General features: G+C 29.9%; 29 protein-coding genes. 10 read left to right on the plus strand and 19 right to left on the minus strand.

The genetic code is table 11. From position 1 onward, the window contains the following. Nucleotides 1-2 precede the first annotated feature (2 nt). The 3 genes from ccoN to Q0049_RS14865 all read right to left on the minus strand — a co-directional run bounded on the left by ccoN (nucleotide 3) and on the right by Q0049_RS14865 (nucleotide 4,876). Nucleotides 3-2,186, minus strand: a complete 2,184-nt coding sequence (ccoN, locus tag Q0049_RS14855; protein WP_298121458.1) for a cytochrome-c oxidase, cbb3-type subunit I — start codon at nucleotides 2,184-2,186, stop codon at nucleotides 3-5. A gap of 2 nt (nucleotides 2,187-2,188) precedes the next feature. Next, a complete protein-coding gene (gene ccoS / locus Q0049_RS14860) occupies nucleotides 2,189-2,383 on the minus strand; it encodes a cbb3-type cytochrome oxidase assembly protein CcoS (RefSeq protein ID WP_298121460.1) in 195 nt (64 codons plus the stop codon). A gap of 117 nt (nucleotides 2,384-2,500) precedes the next feature. Beyond that, complete coding sequence (locus Q0049_RS14865; protein ID WP_298121462.1) at nucleotides 2,501-4,876, minus strand: heavy metal translocating P-type ATPase metal-binding domain-containing protein; 2,376 nt, start codon at nucleotides 4,874-4,876, stop codon at nucleotides 2,501-2,503. Between the two features lie 106 nt (nucleotides 4,877-4,982). Between Q0049_RS14865 and Q0049_RS14870 the strand changes: the two genes are divergently transcribed. Next, nucleotides 4,983-5,666, plus strand: a complete 684-nt coding sequence (locus tag Q0049_RS14870; RefSeq protein WP_298121463.1) for a Crp/Fnr family transcriptional regulator — start codon at nucleotides 4,983-4,985, stop codon at nucleotides 5,664-5,666. 3 nt (nucleotides 5,667-5,669) lie between these two features. Here Q0049_RS14870 and Q0049_RS14875 read toward each other — a convergent pair whose 3' ends face one another. From Q0049_RS14875 to ruvX, 6 genes are all read right to left on the minus strand, one after another. Then, complete coding sequence (locus tag Q0049_RS14875) at nucleotides 5,670-5,972, minus strand: antibiotic biosynthesis monooxygenase (RefSeq protein WP_298121466.1); 303 nt, start codon at nucleotides 5,970-5,972, stop codon at nucleotides 5,670-5,672. A 12-nt stretch (nucleotides 5,973-5,984) separates the two neighbouring features. Beyond that, on the minus strand, nucleotides 5,985-6,758 hold the full coding sequence (mazG, locus tag Q0049_RS14880) for a nucleoside triphosphate pyrophosphohydrolase (protein WP_298121467.1): 774 nt from the start codon (nucleotides 6,756-6,758) through the stop codon (nucleotides 5,985-5,987). Nucleotides 6,759-6,837: 79 nt separating this feature from the next. Next, nucleotides 6,838-7,356 carry a DUF5606 domain-containing protein gene (locus Q0049_RS14885; protein ID WP_298121469.1) on the minus strand — a complete coding sequence of 173 codons (519 nt, stop codon included), beginning with the start codon at nucleotides 7,354-7,356 and terminating at the stop codon, nucleotides 6,838-6,840. A gap of 113 nt (nucleotides 7,357-7,469) precedes the next feature. Then, complete coding sequence (gene def, locus Q0049_RS14890; protein ID WP_298121472.1) at nucleotides 7,470-8,057, minus strand: peptide deformylase; 588 nt, start codon at nucleotides 8,055-8,057, stop codon at nucleotides 7,470-7,472. A gap of 72 nt (nucleotides 8,058-8,129) precedes the next feature. Next, nucleotides 8,130-9,623 carry a malate:quinone oxidoreductase gene (locus Q0049_RS14895; RefSeq protein WP_298121929.1) on the minus strand — a complete coding sequence of 498 codons (1,494 nt, stop codon included), beginning with the start codon at nucleotides 9,621-9,623 and terminating at the stop codon, nucleotides 8,130-8,132. A 73-nt stretch (nucleotides 9,624-9,696) separates the two neighbouring features. After that, nucleotides 9,697-10,116, minus strand: coding sequence for a Holliday junction resolvase RuvX (gene ruvX, locus Q0049_RS14900; RefSeq protein WP_298121475.1), 420 nt, complete (start codon nucleotides 10,114-10,116; stop codon nucleotides 9,697-9,699). Between the two features lie 62 nt (nucleotides 10,117-10,178). Between ruvX and Q0049_RS14905 the strand changes: the two genes are divergently transcribed. From Q0049_RS14905 to Q0049_RS14915, 3 genes are read left to right on the plus strand one after another with little or no spacing between them, the layout of a single operon-like run. Continuing rightward, nucleotides 10,179-11,018, plus strand: a complete 840-nt coding sequence (locus Q0049_RS14905; RefSeq protein WP_298121478.1) for a 2,3,4,5-tetrahydropyridine-2,6-dicarboxylate N-succinyltransferase — start codon at nucleotides 10,179-10,181, stop codon at nucleotides 11,016-11,018. Nucleotides 11,019-11,027: 9 nt separating this feature from the next. Further along, on the plus strand, nucleotides 11,028-11,996 hold the full coding sequence (locus Q0049_RS14910; protein WP_298121480.1) for a hypothetical protein: 969 nt from the start codon (nucleotides 11,028-11,030) through the stop codon (nucleotides 11,994-11,996). 36 nt (nucleotides 11,997-12,032) lie between these two features. Beyond that, nucleotides 12,033-12,845, plus strand: coding sequence for a glycosyltransferase (locus tag Q0049_RS14915; protein WP_298121482.1), 813 nt, complete (start codon nucleotides 12,033-12,035; stop codon nucleotides 12,843-12,845). Nucleotides 12,846-12,872: 27 nt separating this feature from the next. On the opposite strand, the gene Q0049_RS14920 is transcribed toward Q0049_RS14915, so the two are convergent. The 3 genes from Q0049_RS14920 to Q0049_RS14930 all read right to left on the minus strand — a co-directional run bounded on the left by Q0049_RS14920 (nucleotide 12,873) and on the right by Q0049_RS14930 (nucleotide 15,486). Next, complete coding sequence (locus tag Q0049_RS14920) at nucleotides 12,873-13,685, minus strand: glycosyltransferase family 2 protein (RefSeq protein WP_298121484.1); 813 nt, start codon at nucleotides 13,683-13,685, stop codon at nucleotides 12,873-12,875. Between the two features lie 25 nt (nucleotides 13,686-13,710). Beyond that, complete coding sequence (locus Q0049_RS14925; RefSeq protein WP_298121486.1) at nucleotides 13,711-14,523, minus strand: glycosyltransferase family 2 protein; 813 nt, start codon at nucleotides 14,521-14,523, stop codon at nucleotides 13,711-13,713. An 87-nt stretch (nucleotides 14,524-14,610) separates the two neighbouring features. After that, nucleotides 14,611-15,486 carry a lysophospholipid acyltransferase family protein gene (locus Q0049_RS14930; protein ID WP_298121488.1) on the minus strand — a complete coding sequence of 292 codons (876 nt, stop codon included), beginning with the start codon at nucleotides 15,484-15,486 and terminating at the stop codon, nucleotides 14,611-14,613. A gap of 71 nt (nucleotides 15,487-15,557) precedes the next feature. On the opposite strand from Q0049_RS14930, the gene Q0049_RS14935 reads away from it, so the two are divergent. The 4 genes from Q0049_RS14935 (at nucleotide 15,558) to Q0049_RS14950 (ending at nucleotide 19,518) form a co-directional block, all read left to right on the plus strand. Continuing rightward, nucleotides 15,558-16,124 (plus strand): L-threonylcarbamoyladenylate synthase, encoded by a 567-nt coding sequence (locus tag Q0049_RS14935; RefSeq protein WP_298121491.1) that lies wholly within the window; start codon nucleotides 15,558-15,560, stop codon nucleotides 16,122-16,124. Nucleotides 16,125-16,185: 61 nt separating this feature from the next. Beyond that, nucleotides 16,186-17,610: an HD domain-containing protein gene (locus Q0049_RS14940; protein ID WP_298121493.1), complete on the plus strand. Its 1,425-nt coding sequence runs from the start codon at nucleotides 16,186-16,188 to the stop codon at nucleotides 17,608-17,610. 63 nt (nucleotides 17,611-17,673) lie between these two features. Continuing rightward, on the plus strand, nucleotides 17,674-18,693 hold the full coding sequence (locus Q0049_RS14945; protein ID WP_298121496.1) for a heme A synthase: 1,020 nt from the start codon (nucleotides 17,674-17,676) through the stop codon (nucleotides 18,691-18,693). 54 nt (nucleotides 18,694-18,747) lie between these two features. Further along, nucleotides 18,748-19,518: a CDP-alcohol phosphatidyltransferase family protein gene (locus Q0049_RS14950; RefSeq protein WP_298121499.1), complete on the plus strand. Its 771-nt coding sequence runs from the start codon at nucleotides 18,748-18,750 to the stop codon at nucleotides 19,516-19,518. On the opposite strand, the gene Q0049_RS14955 is transcribed toward Q0049_RS14950, so the two are convergent. The 6 genes from Q0049_RS14955 to Q0049_RS14980 are packed head-to-tail and all read right to left on the minus strand — an operon-like array spanning nucleotide 19,515 to nucleotide 23,593. Then, complete coding sequence (locus tag Q0049_RS14955; protein ID WP_298121501.1) at nucleotides 19,515-20,285, minus strand: LytTR family DNA-binding domain-containing protein; 771 nt, start codon at nucleotides 20,283-20,285, stop codon at nucleotides 19,515-19,517. The genes Q0049_RS14950 and Q0049_RS14955 overlap by 4 nt on opposite strands. Before the next feature lie 4 nt (nucleotides 20,286-20,289). After that, nucleotides 20,290-20,910 carry a hypothetical protein gene (locus Q0049_RS14960; protein WP_298121504.1) on the minus strand — a complete coding sequence of 207 codons (621 nt, stop codon included), beginning with the start codon at nucleotides 20,908-20,910 and terminating at the stop codon, nucleotides 20,290-20,292. Nucleotides 20,911-20,945: 35 nt separating this feature from the next. Continuing rightward, nucleotides 20,946-21,260, minus strand: coding sequence for a 2TM domain-containing protein (locus Q0049_RS14965; protein ID WP_298121506.1), 315 nt, complete (start codon nucleotides 21,258-21,260; stop codon nucleotides 20,946-20,948). A 2-nt stretch (nucleotides 21,261-21,262) separates the two neighbouring features. Then, nucleotides 21,263-21,568, minus strand: coding sequence for a 2TM domain-containing protein (locus Q0049_RS14970; protein ID WP_366521563.1), 306 nt, complete (start codon nucleotides 21,566-21,568; stop codon nucleotides 21,263-21,265). Then, nucleotides 21,568-22,914: a 2TM domain-containing protein gene (locus Q0049_RS14975; protein ID WP_298121513.1), complete on the minus strand. Its 1,347-nt coding sequence runs from the start codon at nucleotides 22,912-22,914 to the stop codon at nucleotides 21,568-21,570. Before Q0049_RS14975 ends, Q0049_RS14970 begins: the two co-directional genes overlap by 1 nt. A 52-nt stretch (nucleotides 22,915-22,966) precedes the next feature. Continuing rightward, on the minus strand, nucleotides 22,967-23,593 hold the full coding sequence (locus Q0049_RS14980) for a hypothetical protein (RefSeq protein WP_298121516.1): 627 nt from the start codon (nucleotides 23,591-23,593) through the stop codon (nucleotides 22,967-22,969). Between the two features lie 185 nt (nucleotides 23,594-23,778). Between Q0049_RS14980 and Q0049_RS14985 the strand changes: the two genes are divergently transcribed. Both Q0049_RS14985 and Q0049_RS14990 read left to right on the plus strand, forming a co-directional pair. Next, the gene (locus Q0049_RS14985; RefSeq protein ID WP_298121519.1) at nucleotides 23,779-24,021 is read left to right on the plus strand and encodes a hypothetical protein; all 243 of its coding nucleotides are present in this window, start codon (nucleotides 23,779-23,781) and stop codon (nucleotides 24,019-24,021) included. Further along, nucleotides 24,014-24,310, plus strand: a complete 297-nt coding sequence (locus tag Q0049_RS14990; RefSeq protein WP_298121522.1) for a type II toxin-antitoxin system RelE/ParE family toxin — start codon at nucleotides 24,014-24,016, stop codon at nucleotides 24,308-24,310. Before Q0049_RS14985 ends, Q0049_RS14990 begins: the two co-directional genes overlap by 8 nt. 1 nt (nucleotide 24,311) lies before the next feature. Here Q0049_RS14990 and Q0049_RS14995 read toward each other — a convergent pair whose 3' ends face one another. Further along, nucleotides 24,312-26,456, minus strand: coding sequence for a TonB-dependent receptor (locus tag Q0049_RS14995; RefSeq protein ID WP_298121525.1), 2,145 nt, complete (start codon nucleotides 26,454-26,456; stop codon nucleotides 24,312-24,314). Nucleotides 26,457-26,562 lie beyond the last annotated feature (106 nt).

Here is a 26,562-nt window from a genome sequence, read left to right on the forward strand (position 1 = left end):
ACTTATTTTTTATCTTTTACTTGAATATCTGTTCCAAGACGTTGTAAGTAAGCAACAACAGCAATAATCTCTCTATCTTTTAAAGGAACTGTCGCTTCAGCTCCAAAAGATTTTTTAATTTCAGTGTTTGCTAACAATCTTGATTCTATTTTACTTGCTTGTGCGTCGATTGATTTTTGAGCATCTGCAATTTCTTGGTCAGTATATGGTACTCCTAAAGTTACCATAGTCTTCATTTTATCCTGAATAGTTGAGTTATCTAACTGATTATGAATCAACCATTGGTATCTTGGCATTAATGAACCTGGAGAAATACTTTGTGGATCGTATAAGTGATTGAATTGCCAAACGTCATCTCTACCTCCACTTAATGGATTTCCGGTAACACCTTCTCTAGCTAAATCTGGACCAGTTCTTTTTGAACCCCAAAGGAATGGATGATCATAAACAAATTCACCTGCTTTAGAATATTCTCCATAACGTTCTACTTCTGAACGGAATGGACGAATCATTTGAGAGTGACAACTTACACAACCTTCACGAATGTATAAATCTCTACCTTGCAATTCAAGTGGTGTATATGGTTTAACTGCTGCTATTGTTGGAATATTAGATTTTACTAATAAAGTTGGTAATATTTGAACTGCGCCACCAATTAAAATTGCAATGGTTGTATAAATCATAAATTGAACAGGTTTTCTTTCTAACCAAGCATGCCATTTTTCTCCTTTCAATCTGTTTTTACTTATAACTTCTAATGCTGGAGCTTCGGCTAATTCATTTTCAACAGCTTGACCTTGTCTAACTGTCATAATAATATTATATACTAATACTAAAACTCCTACTAGATATAAAGTTCCTCCAATAGCTCTCATCCAATACATTGGCATTAATTGCGTTACTGTTTCAAGGAAATTTCCATATTCTAAACTACTTCCATCTGGTTTAAATTGTTTCCACATAGAAGCTTGTGTAAATCCTGCAACATACATTGGAAGTGCATATAAAATAATACCTAAAGTACCAATCCAAAAGTGGAAGTTTGCTAATTTTTCAGAAAATAATTTAGATTTTGTCATTCTTGGTATCAACCAATAAATCATACCAAACGACATAAATCCATTCCATGCTAATGCGCCAACGTGAACGTGAGCAATAATCCAATCTGTAAAGTGTGCAATAGCGTTTACATTTTTAAGTGAAAGCATTGGACCTTCAAAAGTTGCCATACCATAACCTGTAATTGCAACAACAAAGAATTTCAATACTGAATCTGTACGAACTTTATCCCAAACTCCACGTAGCGTTAATAAACCATTTATCATTCCACCCCAAGATGGTGCAATCAACATTACAGAAAATACAACTCCTAAATTTTGAGCCCAATCAGGTAATGCAGAATATAGTAAGTGGTGTGGTCCAGCCCAAATGTATAAGAAGATTAAAGACCAGAAGTGAATAATTGAAAGTCTGTATGAGTAAACTGGTCTATTTGCTGCTTTTGGCACGAAATAATACATCATTCCTAAGAAAGGTGTTGTCAAGAAGAATGCAACTGCATTATGTCCATACCACCATTGTACTAAAGCATCTTGAACTCCTGCGTAAACTGAATATGATTTCATACCAGAAAAAGAAACAGGTAATTCAAAACTATTAAAAATATGAAGAACAGCAACGGTAACAAATGTTGCAATATAGAACCAAATAGCTACATATATATGACGTTCTCTTCTTTTAATAATGGTTCCAATCATGTTAATTCCAAATACAACCCAAATTAATGCTATGGCAATATCTATTGGCCATTCTAATTCAGCATATTCTTTAGATGTAGTAAATCCTAGTGGTAATGTTATTGCGGCTGCAACAATAATTAACTGCCAACCCCAAAAATGGATTTTACTTAATAAATCGCTAAACATTCTTGTTTTTAACAAACGTTGCATAGAGTAGTAAACACCTGCAAACATTGCATTTCCAACGAAGGCAAAAATTACCGCATTAGTGTGTAAAGGTCTTAATCGACCGAAACTTAAAAACGAAACTCCGCTTGTTAAATTTGGAAATAAAAACATAAAAGCCAAAAGTAGCCCTACTAACATCCCAACCACACCGAAAACGATACTAGCGTAGATGAAATTCCTTACAATTTTGTTGTCGTAATAAAATTGTTGCTTGTCCATAATTATAATTGTTTTTCTTCTGTTATTTGTATTTGATTTTTGTTAGTTTCTTTAAGAAGTTCATCGTCAAAAAGCATTCTGACTGATGGTGTATAATCGTCATCAAACTGACCATTTTTTACTGCTCTAATAAAAGCATATAAAAAAAATGCTGCTACGACTATACTAATTGTGATTAACATGTAAATGACACTCATACCTTAAATTTGTGTTAACAAAATTACTTTACCCTTTATTTATAAAATATGATATTTATCATACTTGAATTTTTGAACTGAAATTATTGATGTTCTTGATTAAAAAGTTACATTACTCTATTTTTTTGTTGCATAAATATTGGTCATAATTGTAACAAAACTTACAATAGTTATGGTACTTAACGGCATAATAATGGCAGCAACAATTGGTGATAGATTTCCTGAAACTGCATAACTCAATCCTACTATATTGTACAATAGTGAAAGTCCAAAACTCATGTAAATGGTTTTCAAAGCATTTTTAGAATAATTCATAAAAAAAGCTATTTTATTGAACTGAGATGCGTCTAATATTCCGTCACAAGCAGGTGAAAAAACATTTACATTTTCTGAAATAGAAATTCCGACGTTACTTTGTGCTAAAGCTCCGGCATCATTCAGTCCGTCGCCTATCATCATTACGTTTTTACCTTCTTTTTGTAAACTTTCTATGAATTGTAATTTTTGTTCAGGTTTTTGATTGAAAACCAAAGAAGTATTAAATGGTAACATTTTTTCCAAAATTTTACGCTCACCATCATTATCACCAGATAAAACAATTAGATTATATTTTTTAGAAAGTTGTTCAAACAATTGTTCTAAACCTTCTCTATATTGATTATTAAAGACATAACTTCCTTTATAAACTCCATCAAACTCAACGTGTACTTTTGTTTTTTTATGGGTGTTTTCTGTCATGGTTTTTAAGAATTGGGACGATCCTAGTTTTACTTTAACTCCTTCGATTTCAGCAAAAATTCCTTTTCCTATAATTTCTTCAAAACTTGTTGTATCTAACTTTTCTTGATTCGGAATAAAATCGTACAATCTTCTGCTCAGTGGATGATTAGAACCACGTAACACATTTTTCAATAATCTTAATTCGGAGAAATTCAATTCGGAACCTTCATAAGTAATAGCCGTTTTTTCATTTGTAGTAATGGTTCCTGTTTTGTCAAAAACAATACTATCCACTTTAGCTAATTGCTCAACAACTAATGCATTTTTTAAATAGAATTTTCTGTATCCGAGAATTCTCAAAACATTTCCCATGGTGAAAGGTGCAGTCAATGCTAATGCACACGGACAAGCCACAATTAAGATAGCCGTAAACACATTAAAAGCTGTAGTAACATCAATAAATACCCAATATAAAAAGGAGACAATAGACAATCCTAATAAAGCTGGAGTGAAATAGCGACTTATTTTATCGGTTATGGTTTTGTGTTGTTGTTCGACTCTTTTCTGGAAAACATCATTGCTCCATAATTGGGTTAAATAACTATTGGAAACCGAAAAAAGCACTTCCATTTCAATGACTTTACCCAATTGTTTTCCTCCTGCAAAAACTTTATCGCCCGATTTTTTTTCAATAGCAACAGCTTCACCAGTCACAAAACTATAATCAATGGAAGCTTTTGGTGAAATTAAAATTCCGTCAACGGGCAGTAACTCTTGATTTCTGATTAATAATCTGTCTCCTTTTACAATATCGTATACCTGAACCGATTCTTCACTTCCATCGGAAGCAACTTTGGTCACTGCAATTGGAAAGTACGATTTATAATCGCGTTCAAAAGATAGAAAATCATAGGTTTTTATTTGAAATAATTTTCCGAGTAACATAAAGAAAATCAATCCACACATGCTATCGAAAAATCCTTGACCATAATCAAAAACGATATCAACTGTACTTCTAATAAACATTACTACAATTCCTAAAGCAATGGGAATATCAATATTTAATAATCCAGATTTTATACTTTTCCAAGCCGAAACATAATATCCACTAGCTGAATATATAAATGTAGGAAGTGAAAGTGCAAAAATTAACCATCGGAAAAAACCACGGTATTGATTAATCCAAAATTCTTCTACTTCGAAATATTCGGGAAACGATAGTAGCATTATATTTCCGAAACAGAAAAATGCCACTCCTATTTTATAAATTAAAGTTCGATCTACTTTCTTTTTTCCTTCATCAAAATTTTCTAATGATATATAAGGTTCATAGCCAATAGAACTTAATAGTTCTACAATTTGTTTTAGTGAAGTTTTATCAGAATTGTAATTAATTCTAACTTTCTTTTCACCAAAATTAACTTGAGAAGTACTTATTCCTGATTGAAGCTTTTGTAGATTTTCCAAAATCCAAATACACGAACTACAATGTATATGAGGAATGTAGAGTGAAACAATAGCTGTTTCATCCTCTTGAAACTCGAGAAGTTTAGTAACAATTTCTTCATTGTCTAAAAAATCATATTTACCTTTAATATCCAGTGGTGTTGCACCAGGAGATGCTTGAAAATCATAATAGCAAGACATATCATTTTGACTAAAAATCTCATAAACAGTCTTACAACCATTACAACAGAATTTTTTTTCATCAAATAGAATTTCATCTTTTTCTATAACTTCATTACCACAATGGAAACATTTTTTTGTGTCCATAAATTTGCTCATTTTACCTAAGACAAATTTCACACATAAAAGAGAGGTAAAATATGATATTTGTCATACTAATTTGTAATTTTGTGAAACCAAATAAATAGCACCAATGAGTAATAAATGTGAACAGTGTATCGTTAGACAATTTAGTTCGCTCAAGGCATTAAACAAAGACGAACTTCTGAAAATGGCGGAATGCAAAACTTCGTATACCATAAAAAAAGGAGAACCAATTTTTGAAGAAGGAGAATCAACAAATGGAATTTACTGTGTTAAAGATGGTGTTTGTAAGCTTACAAAATTGAGTGCCAATGGTAAAGATCAAATTGTAAAATTGGTAAAACCAGGCGAATTATTAGGGCAACGTTCCATGATTAGTGATGAACCTGCAAATCTAAGTGCTGTTGCTCTTGAAGATATGGAAGTATGTTTTATTCCAAAAAAGGAAATTATGGAATTCTTCAATGAGAACAATCAATTTTCAATGAATGTAATGAAAACCATTTGTGGTGACTTGAAAGATGCCGACGATCACATGGTTTCCTTAGCACAAAAAAATGTGAAAGAACGTTTAGCTGAAACTTTACTTCAACTTGAAGATACTTTTGGAAAAAATGAAGACGGAACACTTCATATACAATTATCTAGAGAAGAACTTGCAGGAATGATAGGAACTGCAACAGAAAGTTGTATTAGATTACTTTCTGAATTTAACAAAAGTGGTTTGATTGAATTGATTGGTAAAAAGATTGCAATTGTTGACAGAAATAAGTTAAAAAGAATGGCAGAATAACATTTATTTTTCAAAACTATATTCTTTTTCTACCAAAGCTATTCTTACTATATAATTTTCATACCATTTTAAAACTCCCATTTTTTGAGCATCAAGATGGTCTAAATTTTGTTTCCAATTCTTAATATCTTCGAGTGTTCTCCAATAAGAAACAGTAATACCAATATCGTTTCTAGCAGATTCAATGCCAAGAAAACCCTCTTGAAGTTGAGCTAATTCAACCATTTTAGTAGCCATTTCGGAATAATTTTCGTCAACTTCAGTTCTTTTTGAAGTGAAAATTACTGCATAGTAAGGTAACTCCATAAATAACTATTTTTAAAGTTTCTTCGCCTCATTCCAAAAAATATCCATCTCAGCTAAAGTCATATCCATTAATGGTTTTCCAAGTTCACCTGCTTTATTTTCAAGATATTGAAAACGTTTAATGAATTTTTTGTTGGTACGTTCGAGAGCGTCTTCTGGATTTACTTTTAGAAATCGCGCATAATTTATCATGGAAAATAAAACATCACCAAATTCGGCCTCAATCTTGTCTTGATTTCCAGATACTACCTCAACTTGTAGTTCTTGCATTTCTTCTTGTACTTTATCCCAAACTTGATGTGGTTCTTCCCAATCAAATCCAACTCCTTTCACTTTATCTTGAATTCTTGAAGCTTTAACTAATGCTGGCAAACCTTTTGGAACGCCTTCTAATACCGATTTCTTTCCTTCTTTAAGTTTAAGTTTTTCCCAATTTTGTTTTACCTCTTCTTCATCAGCAACTTCAACATCACCATAAATATGAGGATGACGATGAATTAACTTATCGCAAATTTCGTTACAAACATCAGCAATATCAAAGTCATTAGTTTCACTACCTATTTTGGCATAAAAAACAATATGCAAAAGCAAATCGCCTAACTCTTTTTTAATTTCTTGTAAATCATTATTTAAAATAGCATCGCCTAATTCGTATGTTTCTTCAATAGTTAAATGACGAAGACTTTCTAAAGTTTGCTTTTTATCCCAAGGGCATTTGGCACGCAAATCGTCCATGATATCTAATAATCTACTAAATGCATCGAGTTGTTGCTGTCTTGAATTCATAATTTTGATTTTTGTAAAAATAAAAAATCCTATTACACATTTTGAGCAATAGGATTTGTATTTATAAAAAAGTAATTAACTATTTTTTTGTTTTAGCTTTTGGTTTTTGCTTCGCCTGTTCACTATCGCTCGAGTCAGCTTTAGTTTCTTTTTTTGCTTTTACTTCTTCAACTACTTGTTCTTTAACAGATTCAGCGTTTTCAACTTTTGGTTCTTCTTTAGAAACCATTCCTTTAGATTGAAGCATGTTGTACCAATTCAATACTTTTTTGATATCTGATGGATAAACTCTATCTTCATCATAATCTGGAACAACCTCTGCAAAATAAGCAATTAATTTTGAATTATCTTCTTTATGTGAAATTGCAGCACCTTCATTCTCTTTGATAGCAATTGCTCTCAAAATTTCAACTAAAGGTTTTTCTTCAGTATGCGTGTACATTGAAATTTCTGAAAGTAAACTCACGTTACTTCTCATTCCAACAGTAATTCTTTTTCCATCAATTAATGATTCAGCAACAAAACCTGAACGTGTTTGAACTTTTAATTCGTACAAACCTGGTTTTCCTGAAATGGCTAATATTTTATCTACATTCATTTTCTAAAAATTATTTTAAGCGGTGGCAAATATATTATAAAACTTCAATTTCAATAACAATATCAAAAAATAAAATTTCTGTTTTCTAAAAATCAAAAATCAAAAATCAAAATTTATCTTCCTTTTTTGTTGCAAAATCTCATTTTATAATCTGGTCTTGCTTTTCCATCCATGATATTTTGTAATTTCTTTTTTATTAACGTACGTTTTAGTGTAGATATTTTATCTGTGAATAAAATTCCTTCAATATGATCGTATTCGTGTTGTATTACTCTGGCAATCAAGCCGTCATAAACTTCAGTTTTTTTGTTAAAATTTTCGTCAAAGTACTCAATTGTAATTTTTTCATTTCTATAAACATCTTCACGCACATCAGGAATACTCAAACAACCTTCGTTAAAACCCCATTCATCTCCTTCTTCTTTCAACATTTTGGCGTTGATGAATGTTTGTTTAAATCCTTTTAACTGTTCTTGTTCTTCTTTTGATAAATCTTCACTATCACTGAATGGTTCGGTATCAATTACAAATAAACGAACTGCTTCTCCAACTTGAGGTGCTGCTAATCCAACACCATAAGCATTATACATGGTATCGTACATATTAGCTATAAATTCATTTAGATTTGGATAATCTTTAGAAATATCAGCACATACTTTTCTTAAAACAGGATCGCCGTAGCCTACAATTGGTAATATCATTCTTATTATTGATTTCTTATTTTAAATTTTAGATTTTTTAATCCGAAGTGCAAAAGTAATTAAAAAAATAAATTAGTGTTGTAATTTCAAGGTTTTGCTTGTTTTTTCTCTAATTGCTTTACATAATTCTGGATTTTCATTCAACGATTGACCATAAGATGGAATCATATCTTTTAGTTTTTTCTGCCATTTTTCAGAACTCATTTCCTCTTTGAAACATTGCTTTAAAACATCAATCATTGCAGACACAGCTGTCGAAGCTCCAGGTGAAGCGCCAAGCAAACAAGCCAAAGTTCCATCAGAGCAGGTTACAATTTCAGTACCAAATTCTAATGTTCCTCCTTCTTTATCATCTTTCTTGATGATTTGAACACGTTGTCCAGCATCGAGTAATTCCCAATCTTCCATAACAGCATTTGGAAAATATTCGCGTAAAGCATCCATTCTTTTTTCATCTGATTGCATTACTTGTTCAATCAAATATTTTGTTAAAGGCATGTTATTCCAACCTGCATAAAGCATTGGTTTTATGTTATCTAATTCTATTGAATCTAATAAATCTAAGTAAGAACCATTCTTTAAAAATTTGGTTGAAAAACCTGCAAATGGTCCAAAAAGAAGTTCTTTTTTTCCATTAATGATTCGCGTGTCTAAATGTGGAACCGACATTGGTGGCGCTCCAACAGATGCTTTTCCATAAACTTTGGAATGATGTTTTTGAATTACTTCTTCATTCTTACATTTTAACCATTGTCCGCCAACAGGAAATCCTCCATAACCTTCAGCTTCTTTTATATCGGCTTCTTGCAAAAGCAATAATGATGCTCCACCAGCGCCAATGAAAACAAATTTTGCGTTGGATTTTATTTTTTCATCGGATTTCAAATCTTTAATTTTCAGACGCCAAGTTTTATCTTCTTTTTTCTTTATTCTTTTAACTTCGTGATTATAATGAACATAAACGCCTTCCTGTTTTGATAAATAGTCAAGCATTCGTTTTGTCAATTCGCCAAAGTCTACATCAGTACCAAAATCCATTTTCGTAGCAGCAATTGCTTCCGTTTCAATTCTATTTTGAATTACTAATGGCATCCACGATTTTAGTTGTTCCAAATCAGTACTAAATTTCATTTCTGAAAAAAGCGGATTTTGAATTAATGCTTGGTGACGATTTTTTAGAAACTCAATATTTTCTTTTCCCCAAACAAAACTCAAATGTGGAATGGAATGGATAAAATTTTCAGGATTTGATAATTTATTATGTTCAACTAAATAACTCCAAAACTGACGTGTTACCTCAAATTGTTCAGCAATTTTGATGGCTTTTTTATCGTCAATATTTCCATCTTCCTTTTGTGGTGTGTAATTTAATTCGCAAAAAGCAGAATGACCTGTTCCTGCGTTATTCCAAGCAGAGGAACTTTCTTGTGCCGGTTTGTCTAATCTTTCGTAAATTTCAATGGTAATATCAGGTTGCAATTCTTTTAGAAAAACACCTAAAGTGGCACTCATTATTCCGGTTCCGATAAGGATTACATCAGGTTGATTCATCTTTTTTATGTATATTGTATTTTTTGTAGTTAATAATATTTACTATTGTAAAATGGATTTTTACATTATACAACAATACAATATTACATTATACAATTTTATATCGTAATAAATAATCTTGAAGCATTATTGTTGCAGCTATTTCATCTACCAAACCTTTGTTTTGGCGTTGCTTCTTTTTCAATCCGCTATCAATCATGGTTTGAAATGCCATTTTAGAAGTAAATCGTTCATCAACTCTATCTAACTTCATATCTGGAAATTCTGATTTGAATTTGGTAACAAATTTTTCGATAATTTCAGCACTTTCAGAAGGTTGACCATTCATTTGTTTAGGTTCACCTATAATTACTTTTTCAACTTTTTCGTTAGTAAAATACTCTTTCAAAAAAGCAATTGTTGTTTCTGATGGAATTGTTGTTAAACCAGATGCAATTATTTGAAATTCATCGGTAACGGCAATTCCAGTTCTTTTTATTCCGTAATCAATAGATAGAATTCTTGGCATTATTTTTTTTGTAAAGATACTAAATAACCTAACTTGTTTTATATTTGTGAAAATTTAAAAAAATGCAAAACTTACAATCAATTATAGAAAAAGCTTGGGAAAACCGAGAATTATTAAAAGAAGAAACTACAATTAATTCCATTAAAGAAGTTATTTTTTTACTTGACAGTGGAAAACTTAGAGTTGCTGAACCAATAAACAATGCTTCGACATCGAACAACACAAGTTCATGGCAAGTAAACGAATGGGTTAAAAAAGCAGTAGTTATGTATTTTCCTATTCAAAAAATGGAAACACATGAGGTTGGGATTTTTGAATATCATGATAAAATGTTATTAAAAACTGGTTATGCTGAAAAAGGAATTCGTGTAGTTCCTCCTGCTGTAGCTAGATATGGTGCTTATATTTCGAAAGGTGTAATCTTGATGCCAAGTTATGTAAACATTGGTGCTTATGTTGATGAAGGAACAATGGTTGACACTTGGGCAACAGTAGGAAGTTGTGCTCAAATTGGCAAAGATGTTCATTTAAGTGGTGGCGTTGGAATTGGTGGTGTTTTAGAACCATTGCAAGCTGCACCTGTTATTATTGAAGATGGCGCATTTATTGGTTCAAGATGTATAGTTGTTGAAGGAGTTCGTGTAGAAAAAGAAGCTGTTCTTGGAGCAAATGTTTGCTTAACAGCATCAACAAAAATTATTGACGTCACAGGAAGTGAACCTGTTGAATATAAAGGTTATGTTCCATCACGTTCTGTGGTAATTCCTGGAAGTTATACTAAGAAATTTGCTGCAGGTGATTTTCAAGTTCCATGCGCTTTAATTATTGGAAAAAGAAAACCATCAACAGATTTAAAAACTTCTCTAAACGATGCTTTAAGAGAATATGATGTAGCAGTTTAAGGTTTTATTATGGAAGCAAAATTTGATATCGATGCTATAATTTTATGGGTAGATGGTGATGATGAAAACCATAGAATTAAAATTTCAAAATATTTAGAAGATGATTCTGTTGTTAATTTAATAGGATTTAAAACTCGATACAATCAAAGTAATGAAATTAAATATTGTGTAGATTCCATTATCAAGTTTGCACCATACATTAAAAACATATACATAATAACCGATAACCAAGTTCCTCCTTTCTATAAAGAAGCTGATTTAGAAAAATACAATAAAGTTAAAATCATTGATCACACGGTAATCTTTAAAGGTTATGAAGACTTTTTGCCTGTTTTTAATTCAAATGCAATTGAAACAATGGCAGTTAATATTCCAAATCTATCAGAAAATTATATTTGTTTTAATGATGATATGATTTTAATTAAACCTACAAAACCAAGTGATTTTTTTGACAGTAATGGTGTTCCAATCATTAGAGGTAAATTCATGTCATTTGAATCTGATAAACTTCATAAAAAATTAGCTTTAAAATTGGGTTTAAAAAAGCCAAGAAAAAGAGAATATTTAGGATATACTCGCAAACAAGATTTCTTTTTCAAATTAATGAATCAATCCAAAAAAATTTGTATCAATCATACTCCATTTACATTTAGAAAATCTACCATGGAAAATTTTTACAAATTAAATCCTGACATTTTTCTGAACAATATTAGTTTTAAATTTAGAAGTGGTAAAAATGTTTTAACTCAATCAATATCAGCTTTCGAAGAAGTTCAAAAAAATAATGCCACACTGAAAAATGATTATCAACTAATACAAATTGATTCACCTAAAAAAAATATATTTTGGATTAAGCTTAGATTATTTTTGGGTAAAATCAACTCCAATAAGATTTTTTTAAATATTCAAAGTTTAGATTTATATTCAGATGCTAAAGTGGACTACATAAAAAAATGGTTAGATAAATTGTATATTTGAACAAAAAATAAGAATACAACAAAAATTAAGCTATAAATGAAATCAAAGGAAGTACCCTATTCAATAATTTCTGAGTTAAAGTTACGATTACTTAATACCAAAAAGTTAAAAAATTTTGAAGGTAATGAAATACCCGTAATCGTTTCATTAACCTCAATCCCTTTCAGACTAAACAGGTTACATCTTGTAGTGAAAAGTTTGCTAATTCAAACCAATAAACCAAAAAAAATAATTTTGTGGTTAGATAGTTCTTTGGAAAACAAAATCCCAAATAATTTGAAAAGACTTTTTGGTGATATTTTCACAATAGAATTTACAACTTTAAATAGTTCTCATGTGAAGCTAGTTCCAACGCTAGAAAAATATCCAAATGAAATTATAGTTACTTGCGATGATGATTTAATGTATGACAAAGATTGGTTGAAAGGATTGTATGAAGAACATTTAAAAAGTCCAAAAGATATTATTGCTTATACATTACGCCAAATTCAATATGATGACGATAATAATATATTACCGTATAATCAATGGAAATTAAGAGACTTGTCAAAACCAAGTACTTTTTTAGCATTAGGTTATAATGGAATTTTATATCCTCCAAATTCTTTACCTAAAGAAACTTTAAATTCTGAACTGTACATGAAATTAGCCCCAAAGGCAGATGATTTATGGTTTAAAGCTATGGCAATACTTAATAAAACTAATATTAAAAAAGTATCTATTACACCTAAGCAAAATATTCCAATAATGGCTACTCAAAAAGTATCTTTAAAAAAACAAAACGTTGGAAAACTAAAAAACAATCAACAATGGGATGCATTAGTTGAACATTTTAATATCAAATTATAAAAAACAAGAAAATACGATTAAAAAATTTTAATTAGAATCGATTCCAATTGGCGTTTTTACAACTTTATTGTCTCGAGTATTTTTTCGAATAGCGTGGTTTTTCTTCCAAGTTTCTTCATTTACATAACCGCGTTTATGGTCTAAATGCACACAAATAGCAGAATATCTAATTTGTTTTGATTTTAAACCCAAATTAAATAATCGTTCACCTAATTCTCTGTCTTGACCACCATATTGCATTTCTTGATTAAAACCGTTTATGGCTATTAAATCTTTTTTCCATCCAGATGAATTATGACCATTCCATGAAGCATTTGTAGGAGTTAAAAAGTTCAGTAGCTTTGACATAAAACCTTTTGAAGTGAACTTAATGTTTTTATAACTCGATGGTAAACCATTTTGTTTTAACCAATTAATATCAAAACAACGCTGATAAACAATATCCTCTTTTGTAATAGCTTTAGAAATATCCATAGGCAATTTAAAATATCCTCCGGAAAGAAAGTATCCTTTTTCTCTAAAGTTATTGTGAACTTCAACAAAATCTTGTCGAGGAATACAATCGCCATCGGTAAAAATCAAATAGTCTGAAGTAGACGCAAGAATAGCTTTGTTTAAAATTTGTGATTTTTGAAATCCGTTATCTTCTTGCCATACATGAATTATTGGAATGTCAATTTCTGTTTTTAATTTATCAATTAATTGTTTAGTTGTTTCTCTAGAACCATCATCAGCAATAATAATTTCAAAATTTCTAAATGTTTGAACACTAAATCCAATGATTACTTTTTCTAACCATTCTTCAGAATTATAAGTGCTAAAAATAACCGACATTTCCATAAATTCTATTATTTTATATAGACAATTAATGCTTATTTATTCCAAATTCAATTTTTACTACATTATTCTTCTTATTGAATTTTCTAATTTCCATGTTACGTTTTATGTTTTCTAAATCAACATAATTTCTTTCATGATACAAATGCAAACAAATTGCACTGTATCTAATTTGTTTAGAGAAAATTCCTAAATTAAATAATCTTTCGCCCATTTCTCTGTCTTCTCCACCATAAGAAAGCAATTCATTAAAACCATTTACTGCTAAAATATCCGATTTGAATCCTGATGAGTTATGTCCATTCCACGATGGTTTTGTTGGTGTAACCCAATTCATAAAAGATGAAAAGAGTTTATTTTTTATGAGTTTAGAAACTTTAAAATTTAGTTTCAAACCATTTTTTGTCAACCAAGAAACTTTAAAACAATCGCCATTAGTAATTATTTCCTCAGAAATTGCATTTGACGTTTCTATTGGTAGCTTAAAATATCCACCAGATAAAAAACATCCTTGCTTTTTATTAGCCAAATGAGTAGCTACAAAATCTTTTCGCGGAATACAATCACCATCAGTAAAAAGCAAATAATCTGAAGTAGCATTTTCAATGGCTTTATTTAAAATTTTACATTTTCTAAAACCATTATCTTCATGCCAAATATGTTTAATTTTGTTGATAAATTGATTTCTAAAACTATCAATGAGTTCTTTAGTTTTATTTGTGGAACCATCATCTGCAATAATAATTTCAAAATCCTTCTCTGTTTGAATGGTGTAACCCAATAAAACCTTGCGCAACCACTCTTCAGAATTGTAAGTAGAAATTATTACTGAAATTTTCATAGTACACAAACATAAAAATAAATAGTTTGATATGCAAAACTTTAATTCATTTATAGCACAACTAACTAATTTGTAATTTAAAACAAATTAAACACTTTTTTTATGCTTCCAACGTTTATGTGTCCATAAATAAAACTCTGGTGCTTCTTTAATTAAAACCTCTACTTTTTTTAGAAAAATCTCAGTAATTTCAAAATCGGGAATTTCAGTAACATTTTCCGAAAGTAATTCTAAATCAGCTTCATAATAGCCACGTTTTACTTTTCTAACTTTCAAAAAAACCATATTCATGTCATATCGTTTTGCTAAAACTTCAGCACCAACGTGAACTGGAGTTTCAATTCCCATGAAAGTACTCCAATATGTTTTTGTTTTTATTTGTGGCGATTGATCACTTGCAAATCCATAAAGACTTAAAACACCGTCTCTAGAGTTTCTTTCGATTGTTGGTCTAGTTTCTCTCGTTGTTATCAATTCTGCCTTAAACCTTGAGCGAATATTTCGAACAAGTTTATCAAAATACTTGTTGTTTACTCTTTTATAAATTCCAAAACCTTTAAAAGTAATATATTTATTCATGGACAAAACCCATTCGTAACTTGCATAATGTGAACAAAGTAACGCCACACTTTTTCCTTTTTTTTCTAAATCTAAATAAACATCTAAGTTTGTAAATGAAAACCTTTTTTCAATCTCTTTTTGTGATATGGTCATGGTTTTAATCATTTCTAAAAACATATCACACATGTGAGCGTAAAACTTTTTTTCAATAGAAATTCGTTCATCAATAGATAAATTTGGCAATGCCATTGCTATATTATCTCTTACTATTTTTTTTCTGTATTTTATAATTCTGTAAACTAGTATATAAACAAAATCAGAAAAGATATATAATAATCTAAATGGAAGTATTGAAATTAGCCAAAGAATTGGATATAAAAAAATAAATAATAAAAGTTGCATTCGCTTAAATTTTTGCAAATATAATCAAAACAAAATTCTTGAACTTTACATTATATTTGCAAAAAAAATATATGGACATTAATACCGAAGTTCACAACGCATTTGAAGTCATCAAAAATGGTGGAATAATACTTTATCCAACAGATACTGTATGGGGAATTGGTTGTGATGCAACTAATGAAGAAGCAATAAAAAAAATTTATGCCTTAAAACAGCGTGATGATTCTAAAAGCATGATTGTGCTGATGAATGGTGAAAAAATGATGTACAATGTTTTCAAAGAAATTCCTGATGTTGCCTGGGAAATTTTAGATTTATCTGAAAAACCAACGACGTTAATTTTAGATAATCCAAGAAATGTAGCCGCAAATATTATTGCTGAGGATAAAACATTAGGTGTACGATTAGTAAAAGAACCATTTTGCTTCAAGCTAATGGAACGTATGAAACGACCGCTTGTTTCAACATCAGCAAATATTTCTGGAAACGTAACACCAAAAACTTTCAAAGAAATTAGTCCCGAAATTATTAAAGGTGTAGACTATGTAGTAAATTTGCAACATGATAAAGTTTGTAAAAATCCATCCACGATTATAAAACTAACGTTAGACAATCAGGTAAAAATAATAAGAAAATAAATGTTTCTGGTTTCATGTTATTGTTCCTGATACTTGAAACTTGAAACTTGAAACAATATTAATGAACTACACTAAAGCACTAAATAATCCAATATTTAAAATTATAGCTCAAGCTAGCCAAGAACTCAATGTTGATAGTTATGTAATTGGCGGTTTTGTTCGTGATTTTTTACTTCAAAGAGATTTTAAAAAAGATATTGATGTTGTTGCTGTAGGTTCAGGAATTGATTTGGCTTTGAAAGTATCGGAATTGTTGCCTAACAAACCTAAAGTTCAGGTTTTTAAAAACTATGGAACAGCAATGCTTCGATACAAAGAAATTGATATTGAGTTTGTTGGCGCTCGAAAAGAAAGCTATAATCAAGACAGCAGAAACCCAATTGTAGAAAACGGAACATTGGAAGATGACCAAAACCGTCGTGATTTTACCATAAATGCATTGGCTTTTTCGTTGAATGAAACAAGTTATGGCGAATTAGTTGATCCATTTAATGGATTGACCGATTTAGAAAATAAAACCATAAAAACGCCATTAAATCCTGATATTACTTATTCTGATGATCCTTTGCGAATGTTGCGCGGTATTCGTTTTGCAACGCAGTTAAAATTTGAAATTGAAACCGAATCATTAGAAGCTATTTCAAGAAATAAAGATAGAATCAAGATTATTTCTGGAGAACGAATTGTAGATGAATTAAACAAAATTCTATCAACAGATAAACCATCAATAGGTTTTTTACATTTATATAAAACGGGACTTTTAGACATCATTTTACCCGAATTAACTGCTTTAAATAATGTAGAAGAAATTGAAGGTCATACTCATAAAAACAACTTTTATCATACGTTAGAAGTTGTTGATAATATTTGTCCAAATACTGATGATGTTTGGTTACGTTGGGCAGCATTATTGCACGATATTGGAAAAGCTCCAACAAAAAAATTCAACAAAAAACAAGGTTGGACATTCCACGGACATGAATTTCTTGGTGGAAAAATGGTAAAAAAAATCTTTGAAAGATTGCATATGCCATTGAACCAAAAAATGAAGTTTGTTCAGAAAATGGTCATGTTGAGTTCGAGACCAATTGTTTTGGCTGAAGATATTGTAACCGATTCAGCAGTAAGACGTTTGGTTTTTGACGCTGGTGAAGACGTTGATCATTTAATGACACTTTGTGAAGCCGATATTACGACTAAAAACCCAGCGAAATTCAAGAAATACCACAACAATTTTGACATCGTTCGAAAGAAGATTATTGAAGTTGAAGAACGCGATCATGTACGTCAATTTCAGCCACCAATTTCGGGTGAAGAAATTATGGAAATCTTTAATTTAAAACCATCAAGAGAAATTGGAATGTTGAAAGAAGCAGTTAAAGAAGCTATTTTAGATGGAAAAATTCCAAATGAATATCAAGCAGCTTATGATTTTGTTCTGAATAGAGCAGAAAAATTAGGGTTAAAAAAAGTAGAAAATAAGTAAAGATTAACTTTTGTTACAGTTTTGGATTAAAAACATTAAAATAAATTTGTTAAAATAAGATTGATGAAAATATACTTTTTAAAATCGGCCAAAATAGCTTTAGTTCTAGTTTACCTTGTGATTTTTGCTGGTGCTTTTGTTCGACTAACTGGTTCGGGAATGGGTTGCCCTGATTGGCCAAAATGTTTTGGATATTATATTCCGCCAACACAAGAAAAGGAATTACTTTTTACTGCCGGAAAAGAATATGATAAAGGTCAAGTAATTATAAAAGATGAAACGTTATTAGTTGCAAAAACGAATTTTACATCAAAATCAACTTTTGACTCTTCAAATTGGGAAAAATATACTAAACATGATTATGCAGTTTTCAATCCACTACACACTTGGGTAGAATATATCAATAGATTGTTAGGAGCTTTAGCAGGAATTGCTTGTTTTGTAACTTTTATCCTTTCATTTTGGTTTTGGAAAGACAATAAAAAGCTCATTATACTCTCATTTCTAATTTGTATTCTAATGGGATTTCAGGCCTGGCTTGGAAAAACTGTTGTAGATTCTGTTTTAAATCCTGTAAAAATAACTACACATATGTTGGCAGCACTACTTATTGTTGCGTTCCAATTAATTACAATTTATACGGTTCAAAAAGATAAAAAAACCCTAATTTCAAACAGAAAATTTAATTGGATTTTAATTATTTCTTTAACTCTAACAATTATTCAAGTCGTTTTAGGAACAAGTGTTAGAGAACATGTTGATACCATTGCAGAAACTGGAGCGCCAGAAGTTTTTTGGCTTCAAAATCCGAGTTTGTCTTTTTACATTCATCGCAGTTTTTCAGTAATAGTTTTGCTAGTTAATTTATATTTATTTACTCAAAATAAAAAGCTGAATTTAGGTTTTAAAAAATTAAATTGGGTTATGATTTTGTTAGTAATTGAAATCATATCAGGAATTTCAATGTACTATTTTGATTTTCCATTTGGAACGCAAACCATTCATATTGTGTTAGCTACGCTATTATTTGGTTTCCAATTTTATATGATTTTAGAATCCAATAACAAAAAATCCAATTTATAAAGTATATTTGTAGCCCGACTATATTGTCACATTCTTTTGATTTCTTAACTTTAAATGTCAAAACTTACGGCGCAAGATAAATTTCTTGACTTATCCGATTACGGAAGACCTTTTGGAAAATTCCTTGCAAATCAACTTAAAAGTACTCGCTTCACTCCTATTCATGTTACCATTTTATTTGGGATTTCGGGTTTAATTGCAATTTACTGCATACTTACACATCAGTATTTTTGGGCTGGATTTTTTATTGTTTTAAAATCTGGAATTGATGCTGCCGATGGAGAATTAGCACGACTTAAAAACACACCTTCGTATGTGGGAAGATATTTGGATAGTGTTTTTGATATTATTTTAAACTTCTTATTTCTAATGACTATTTGCTATGTATCAAAAACAACTATTTGGTTTTGCTTATTGGCGTTTATAGGAATTCAATTGCAAGGAACTTTATATAATTATTACTATGTAATTCTTCGAAATAAATCAGTTGGTGGTGATACTACTAGTAAAGTATTTGAATACAAATCACCAAAAGCTTTACCAGGAGAAAAACAAAAATCAGTCGATATTTTATTTGGAATTTACACTGTAGTCTATGGCGTTTTTGATAAAATAATTCATGCGTTAGATAAAGATGCCTACAAAGTAAAAACATTTCCTAATTGGTTTATGACATTACTTTCGATTTATGGATTAGGATTTCAATTGCTAATAATTGCAGTAATGTTGCCTTTAGGTTGGATTGAATTTATAGTTCCGTTTTTTATTGTTTATACGATGTTAATTTTTGTATTGATTGGAATTAGGAAACTAGTTATTACTTAACCCAACCAACTTTTAAAATCGCTTACTTTTTCTCTAGCCACAATTACTTCATCGTCTTTGTAAGTTGGCAAAATTACCTTTAATCGGGAATTACTGTGCATTTGAATTTCTTTAATTCCTTTCATCGGAATAATAAATTTTCTTGAAATACGATAGAAATCTTTTGGATCTAATTCACTTTCGAGTTGCTCTAAAGTTGTGTCTAATAAGTAATCTCGTCCATCGAATGTATGCAAGTATGTTCCTTTATTTTCACTGTAAAAACATTCTACTTCATCAATAGTTATCATTTTAAGTTGTTGTCCCATTTTGATAGTAAATCGTTTTTTATATTCTCTGTCAACTGGGTTTACCAACATCTTTTTTATGGCTTCAAAATCTAAACCTGAAATTAGACTTTTTTGAAATTGATTTTTGAATTTTGTAATTGCAATTGCTAAATCATCCTCATCAATAGGTTTTAAAAGATAATCAATACTGTTTAGTTTAAAAGCACGCAACGCATATTCATCGTAAGCTGTTGTAAAAATTACAGCACTTTTAATGTCACACTGAGCTTTGCCGAAGTGTTCAAATATTTCAAACGATAAACCATCAGACAATTGAATATCGAGAAATATCAAATCTGGATGCGAATTGTTATTAAACCAATGGATTGATTCCTCAACAGAATGCAACATTTGATTGACTTGCAATCCTAATTTTTCAACTTTTCGTTGCAACAATCTTGCAGCAGGTTTTTCGTCTTCTATAATTATTATGTTCATATTCTTATTTTGAAACGATTTTATATTTATTTGACCATTTAAAAATTAATGGAGTTAAAATTAATGTTGGTAAAAGCCAAGCTACAATTCCTGGTAAAATAGTATTATTGACTACTAAAAAAGCCGTAGCAGCTGCAATATAGGAACCAATCATTCGTTGAATGTGAACCAATAACCAAAAGTTTTTTATTGAATTTTGGCCTTTATAATTTTTAAAATCTTGATAAACCATTGAAACACTGATAAATCCAAAGACTAACAACACTATTCCAAAATTATTGCTTGAAACCAATAGTAAGATTCCATAAATAACAAACCCAATTCCGAAAAGTAACATTGTTGAACTTAAAATCCAATCTATATTTTTGGCTTTTTCACCTTTTAACAATCCTTTTAAAGAAAGATATCGTTGTCCTGTGGCTGCCATGTATATTGAAAAAATTCCAACAATAAACAGAAAAGGATTACTATGAATTAAGGTCATTAATAAACCTGCTAAGCCGTTGATTAACATCCCATAAAGAAAAAACAAACCAACATTTTTGTGCAATTTATCACCTTTTTTACGAGCAATATTTATTGTTCCAGTAATCAATCCAACACTTCCCGCAATGATATGAATCACAAGTAAAATTTTAAAAATAAGTTCCAAATTTATCATTAGTTCCATTTTTGTTTTTCACTCTTTTCCTTCTCCATCAACTCTTTAATTTTCTTTTCTTCCCAGTCATTTCCCAGTAATAAATTAGGTCCAAAAACTGAAAGTGCATGTGCTGCTAAACCAATTCCCCAAAAGAAAGCTGTAAAAAAGTTCTTAAATTGAAAATAACTTTCACCTTTTTCAAGGTCTTGAATATTAACCACAACAAATATTAAATTGATGACAACATACACCAATAAATGCGTATAAAAACCTTTTATTTTTTTGACACGTTTTAATGCTTTTTCGTACTGTATTTGTTCTTCTGGTGTCATAATTATTCGTATTTATTTTGTTTATTGTTTTCTTCTTCTATAAACTGTTGCATCTTTTTTTCTTCCCAACTTTTTCCAAAAAACGGAAACCAATTAAAAACTTTTACTGCATGAACAAGTACACCCAAACCCCAACTGAAAGTCGTCCAAAAAAACCAAAGATGATTAGGTGAATATTTTAAATTGATAAAAATTATTATTGCATTAAAAATTATAAAAAATGTTAAATGCGAATAGAATCCTTTAATTTCCTCAACTTGCTTTTTTGCTTTTTGGTAATTTTCAAAATCTTGATTAGAATTCATCATTAGTTCCATTTATTATTGTTACTATTTTGTTTGTTCAATATTTCTTGAATTTTCTTTTCTTCCCAAGATTTTCCGTATCCAAAAGTTTCAAAAGCATGAAACAGAACTCCTAAACCCCAACCAAACATTGGAAACCAAAACCATTGAAAATCATGTGGTGAATTTAAATTTATGATAATTAAAATTGGAATCACGACACAATAAGAAGCCAGATTTCCATAAAAACCTTTTAGTTTTTCTACACGTTCTTTAGCTCTCAAGTAAGAAGTGTTTTCATTAAATGTATTTGTTTTTTCCATGATACTTATTTGTTTTGTTAAAATAGGTAGATAAACTGCAAATGTTTCTTTATTCTCGTCAATTAAGACTTTTCTTTCTGAAAGAATAGCATATCGGCTTACAATATTTTGAAGTCCAACACCTTTTCTGTCTTGCAAAACTTCTTTCTTTTGCAGGTTATTTTCTACTACTAAAAAATTATCTTTTATATAAATTTTGATATGAAGTGGTTTGTTTTCACTAACCACATTGTGTTTAATGGTATTTTCTAATAATAATTGTAATGACAACGGAACCACTTTGGCATCGGTATTTTCAAAATCAGTTGGAATTTCAAAAGTGATGCTGTTTTCGAAACGCATTTTCAACAACTTCATATACGTTTTAGCAAAAGCTAATTCTTCTTGAACGGTTACTAACTCTTTATCTTTTTGTTCTAAAACGTAACGATAAATCTTAGATAATGAAGTGGTAAACTGTTGTGCATTTTCGGGGTTTTCCTCAATCAATGAACTCAAAACATTCAAACTATTAAAGAGAAAATGAGGATCAATTTGATTTTTTAAACTTTCAAACTTTGCATTAGCAGTTCCTGCAATTATTTTTTGTTCTTTAAGTTTAGTCTCTTGATAATATTTGTAGAGATAAATTATATGAACAATTGATATTACAATAAAAGAAAACGCCGATGCAACAATATAATTTGATGGTTTTTCATTTGATATAAAAGAGTCAAATGTTTTATTTTCAATTACAACATCTTCAAAAACTCTTAATATAAAAATCACAAAAAGCGATAAGAAAAATGATAAAGTAAAGCCTATAAATATTCTCTTTTTAGAAAAACGCTCTTCTTTAAAAATCGAATCAAGAAAAATAAATAAAGAGGTATTAGCCAAATGAAGAGAAACACTATATAACAAAGTATATAGAAAAGTAACTTTCAAATTTTCATCAAATTTTAAGCTAGAACCATTTAGAACATTTATCAAAGTTATGATACAAAAAATACCAAATCCTATTAAAAGTGCTCTTGGAAATTCTCTTAAATATCTATTGTTTTTCATCTTTTATTAACTTAAAGCTCCAAGGATTTAAATACCTTGCAGGATATTTATATTACTTTCCGCAGTTTTTCAATGTTTCTTGTGCTCTATCTAAACCCCAAGTTGGATGAAATTCTGTTTCAGGTTTAAATTTAGCAAATAATTCGATAGATTTTGCAACTTGCTCACACATTGGTTTAGTATCTGTTCCCCAATATTGTGCACCACCAATTTCAAATTCTGCTTTACCAAAAACAGCTCTTGGATTTTCTGGAGCTAATTTTAATGCTCTTTCATACAATTCAATTGTTGGAGCAGAAAGTTTCATTCCGTTAGTCATAGGATCTTGAACAATTAAAGCCGTATTAATCATAGCTTGCATTATTAGAATTTCTGCATTGTTTGGCGAAATCAATTCGGCTGCGTCTAAAGCTGCTTGTGCTTTATTGATTAAAGCTGTCGCATTTTTAGCATTTGCTGGATTAAAAGCTTCTGTTGTATTTACTAAAGCTACATAATAATTTGGTAACCAATTTGTTTTTTCAACCGATGCAATTCTTTCAAATAAAGCTGATGCTTCTGTTGCATTTCCTGTTCTCCATGTTGCGAATGCTTTTCCCATTCCTTGCTCATACTGTTGTGCATTTACAGATAAAACTGTTGCTAAAAATACTACTAATGTTGTGATAACTTTTGTCATGATTTCTAAATTTTAAATTGTTATAAAATTGATTTTTTATTGATGATTAAAACTCTTGTTCTTAATTCTGATGTAAAAGTATACTGTTCCTATTGGTTGAGAAATTTATACTTACCGAATTGTTGATTTTTTGGGATGAATTGTATTCAATTGATTTTTTTTGTAAATTTGATAAAAATAATGTTATGAGTTCAGCAGAATTAAAATTAAAATTATTCAGAGAAATTGATACTCTTGAGAAATCCAAATTGGAACAAGTTTATGGTTTATTTGTTAATTTTATAAACAAAGAAAACGATACCGAAGAATGGAATTCATTATCAAATTCTCAACAAAGTGGTCTAATTGATGCTATTGAAGAAATGAGTTCTTCTGAAGGAATTGACCATAAAACAATCATGGATAAATACAAAAAGAAATATGCGTAAACCAATAAAATGGTCTTCGCATGCAGAGGATGATTTTGCCAAATTACTTGAATATTTGGAACACCGTTGGAATAAAAATGTTTGTTTAAAATTCATATCTAAATTAGATTACTGCATTGATTTAATTCATAAAAACCCAAATCAGTTTCCCTTTTTAAACGTACAACTTGAAATAAGAAAGTGTGTCGTTACAAAGCAAAACACACTTTACTATAAAGAGACGGATACTAGAATTGAAATTTTAAGATTGTACGATACACGCCAAAATCCTGATTCATTAAAATTTTAATTTACAAATTATCAAGTTGATTATCCTTTTTATTATCGCTTATAGTCCAAAAGAACCCAACGAAGAAAAATCGATCTGCTGTAGGAATTATTGCTTTTCTTTGAAAAACTCCATTTGAATCTGGTGAATTTGCATAATCATAACCAAATACATTTTGAGTTCCTAAAACATTGCTAATCGAAACAAATAATATCTTTTGTTGACTTAATAAATAAGCCCAACTCATACTCACATTATTGTAACTTTTAGTTTTTCCGTTCATGAAATTTATTTCATTTGGATTGTCATAAGGTCGTCCAGAATTGAAACTATATGACAAACCAACACTTGATTTCCAATCGCTTATCCAATATTTAGTTACTATCGAAAAATTGTTTTTTGCCACGAAACTTGGAGTAACTTCAGCTTCATAATTTTTATAATCTCTTTTAGTATCAATATAAGAATATGAAACCCAGTATTCTAAATTTTTAATTGATTTATTATCTCTCCAAAAAACATCTAAACCTTTTGCAAAACCAACTCCATTATTATTAAAATTAGAATTGTATTGTGCTACTTGAGTGTCATATTTTACTAAATCATTGTAATCTTTAAAATAAATTTCACTTCTAAAAGTACGTTTGTTCTTATTATATTCAAAATTCAGAATGTAGTGAGATGCTCTTTCGTTTTTAAAATCCGAATTAAATTTCAAATAATCTTGTCTTGGAGCTTGTTCAAATTCGCCATAAGCAACAGAAAATTGACTTGCTTTACTAATTTTGTATGCCAATGATGTTCTTGGAGAAATAGAAGTTTCATTCAATAAATCATTATTTACTACTCTAACTCCAACTTTCATTGCTAATTTTTTAGAAAAGAAAATATCAGCTTCAGTAAATCCTGCTACAATATTTGAATTATAACCAGTTCTTTCGGTTACAAATGAATATTCCTCATCAAATTTTGTTAAGAAATAATCTGCACCAAAAGATAATTTAATTCGATCTGAAATTGGTTTTTTAATTTTTAGTTTTAAATGAGATGCATGTTCAGTATTTTCTATTCTTTGGTTATCCAAACCAATTTTATTATTTCCTAATCCATAACTCAAACCTGTTGTAAGTTGCCAATTTGAACCAAAACTTCCCTTATAAGAAGCATTTACATAAAGATTATTATTTTTTAAATCGACTCTGGTTTTAGCAACAGAATTGATACTTTCTTGATTTAAATCAAATCGTGATGCGTCGAAAGCTGAATATAATTTAAACAAACCACGTTCTAATTTATAACGATAAACAACTTCACCTGAAAGCGATTGAAATGCTCTATTCCAATCTATATTTTGAGGAATTGCTACTTGGTATGGAGCCAAATCAATGTATGCCGTATTAAATGTTAGCGAGCTTTTTTTCCATTTTTGAGTATTTGCTAAACCTAAACCTACAGTCATAAATGAAATGTCAGTTTTGTTTTCCGTTGCCATATCGGTTGTATTCAGCAATAAAACACTAGATAAAGCTTCACCATATTCGGCAGAATAACCTCCAGTTGAGAAAGAAATTCCACTGAAAAGAAAAGGTGAAAATCGTCCGCGAGTTGGTAAATTTTGAGTTGTCGAACCAAAAGGTTGTGCCACACGAATTCCATCAACGTAAGTTTGCGTTTCATCGGCTTCACCACCACGAACAAATAATCGTCCGCTTTCTCCTACCGTTTGTGTACCTGGCAACGTTTGCAAAGCCGAAACAATATCGCCGTTTGAACCCGCAGTTGTAACAATATCTAATGGTTTTAAAACTGTGTTTTTAGCTTTATCGCCAGCTTCAAAAGTTCCTGCATTGATAACAACAGCATCAATAGTATTCATACTTTCTTTTAGTTTGAAAGTCTTAGTTTGATAAGTTTCAATTACAATTGGAGTTTTTAAAGTTTCATAAGAAAGAAAAGTAATTACCAAAACTTTGCTTCCAGTTTCTGAAGTTGTAAAAGTAAATTCTCCATTTTCTGTAGATGTTGCTCCATCGTAAGTACCATCAATATAAATATTAGCACTTGGCACTGGATTATTTTTTTCATCTACAACTTTACCCGAAATTTTGGTTTGAGAAAAAGCAAAAGTTGAAATTAATGCTAAAAGAAATGTAATTGTTGTTTTCATTATTGATTGTTTTTGATGAAGCAAAGTTGCAGTAACAATTTTAAAAAATAAATTTGTATTTACTGAATTGTAGAATTAAATGGATGAATTGTAAATTAAAAGAAAA

This window comes from Flavobacterium sp. (genome assembly GCF_027484205.1).
In the GTDB taxonomy this organism is placed as follows: domain Bacteria; phylum Bacteroidota; class Bacteroidia; order Flavobacteriales; family Flavobacteriaceae; genus Flavobacterium.

Excerpts from the sequence above, each read along its gene's own strand:
- ccoN (WP_298121458.1), bottom strand. The coding sequence starts at position 2,186 with ATGGACAAGCAACAATTTTATTACGACAACAAAATTGTAAGGAATTTC.
- ccoS (WP_298121460.1), bottom strand. The coding sequence starts at position 2,383 with ATGAGTGTCATTTACATGTTAATCACAATTAGTATAGTCGTAGCAGCA.
- Q0049_RS14865 (WP_298121462.1), bottom strand. The coding sequence starts at position 4,876 with ATGGACACAAAAAAATGTTTCCATTGTGGTAATGAAGTTATAGAAAAA.
- Q0049_RS14870 (WP_298121463.1), top strand. The coding sequence starts at position 4,983 with ATGAGTAATAAATGTGAACAGTGTATCGTTAGACAATTTAGTTCGCTC.
- Q0049_RS14875 (WP_298121466.1), bottom strand. The coding sequence starts at position 5,972 with ATGGAGTTACCTTACTATGCAGTAATTTTCACTTCAAAAAGAACTGAA.
- mazG (WP_298121467.1), bottom strand. The coding sequence starts at position 6,758 with ATGAATTCAAGACAGCAACAACTCGATGCATTTAGTAGATTATTAGAT.
- Q0049_RS14885 (WP_298121469.1), bottom strand. The coding sequence starts at position 7,356 with ATGAATGTAGATAAAATATTAGCCATTTCAGGAAAACCAGGTTTGTAC.
- def (WP_298121472.1), bottom strand. The coding sequence starts at position 8,057 with ATGATATTACCAATTGTAGGCTACGGCGATCCTGTTTTAAGAAAAGTA.
- ruvX (WP_298121475.1), bottom strand. The coding sequence starts at position 10,116 with ATGCCAAGAATTCTATCTATTGATTACGGAATAAAAAGAACTGGAATT.
- Q0049_RS14905 (WP_298121478.1), top strand. The coding sequence starts at position 10,179 with ATGCAAAACTTACAATCAATTATAGAAAAAGCTTGGGAAAACCGAGAA.
- Q0049_RS14910 (WP_298121480.1), top strand. The coding sequence starts at position 11,028 with ATGGAAGCAAAATTTGATATCGATGCTATAATTTTATGGGTAGATGGT.
- Q0049_RS14915 (WP_298121482.1), top strand. The coding sequence starts at position 12,033 with ATGAAATCAAAGGAAGTACCCTATTCAATAATTTCTGAGTTAAAGTTA.
- Q0049_RS14920 (WP_298121484.1), bottom strand. The coding sequence starts at position 13,685 with ATGGAAATGTCGGTTATTTTTAGCACTTATAATTCTGAAGAATGGTTA.
- Q0049_RS14925 (WP_298121486.1), bottom strand. The coding sequence starts at position 14,523 with ATGAAAATTTCAGTAATAATTTCTACTTACAATTCTGAAGAGTGGTTG.
- Q0049_RS14930 (WP_298121488.1), bottom strand. The coding sequence starts at position 15,486 with ATGCAACTTTTATTATTTATTTTTTTATATCCAATTCTTTGGCTAATT.
- Q0049_RS14935 (WP_298121491.1), top strand. The coding sequence starts at position 15,558 with ATGGACATTAATACCGAAGTTCACAACGCATTTGAAGTCATCAAAAAT.
- Q0049_RS14940 (WP_298121493.1), top strand. The coding sequence starts at position 16,186 with ATGAACTACACTAAAGCACTAAATAATCCAATATTTAAAATTATAGCT.
- Q0049_RS14945 (WP_298121496.1), top strand. The coding sequence starts at position 17,674 with ATGAAAATATACTTTTTAAAATCGGCCAAAATAGCTTTAGTTCTAGTT.
- Q0049_RS14950 (WP_298121499.1), top strand. The coding sequence starts at position 18,748 with ATGTCAAAACTTACGGCGCAAGATAAATTTCTTGACTTATCCGATTAC.
- Q0049_RS14955 (WP_298121501.1), bottom strand. The coding sequence starts at position 20,285 with ATGAACATAATAATTATAGAAGACGAAAAACCTGCTGCAAGATTGTTG.
- Q0049_RS14965 (WP_298121506.1), bottom strand. The coding sequence starts at position 21,260 with ATGACACCAGAAGAACAAATACAGTACGAAAAAGCATTAAAACGTGTC.
- Q0049_RS14970 (WP_366521563.1), bottom strand. The coding sequence starts at position 21,568 with ATGATGAATTCTAATCAAGATTTTGAAAATTACCAAAAAGCAAAAAAG.
- Q0049_RS14975 (WP_298121513.1), bottom strand. The coding sequence starts at position 22,914 with ATGAAAAACAATAGATATTTAAGAGAATTTCCAAGAGCACTTTTAATA.
- Q0049_RS14980 (WP_298121516.1), bottom strand. The coding sequence starts at position 23,593 with ATGACAAAAGTTATCACAACATTAGTAGTATTTTTAGCAACAGTTTTA.
- Q0049_RS14985 (WP_298121519.1), top strand. The coding sequence starts at position 23,779 with ATGAGTTCAGCAGAATTAAAATTAAAATTATTCAGAGAAATTGATACT.
- Q0049_RS14990 (WP_298121522.1), top strand. The coding sequence starts at position 24,014 with ATGCGTAAACCAATAAAATGGTCTTCGCATGCAGAGGATGATTTTGCC.
- Q0049_RS14995 (WP_298121525.1), bottom strand. The coding sequence starts at position 26,456 with ATGAAAACAACAATTACATTTCTTTTAGCATTAATTTCAACTTTTGCT.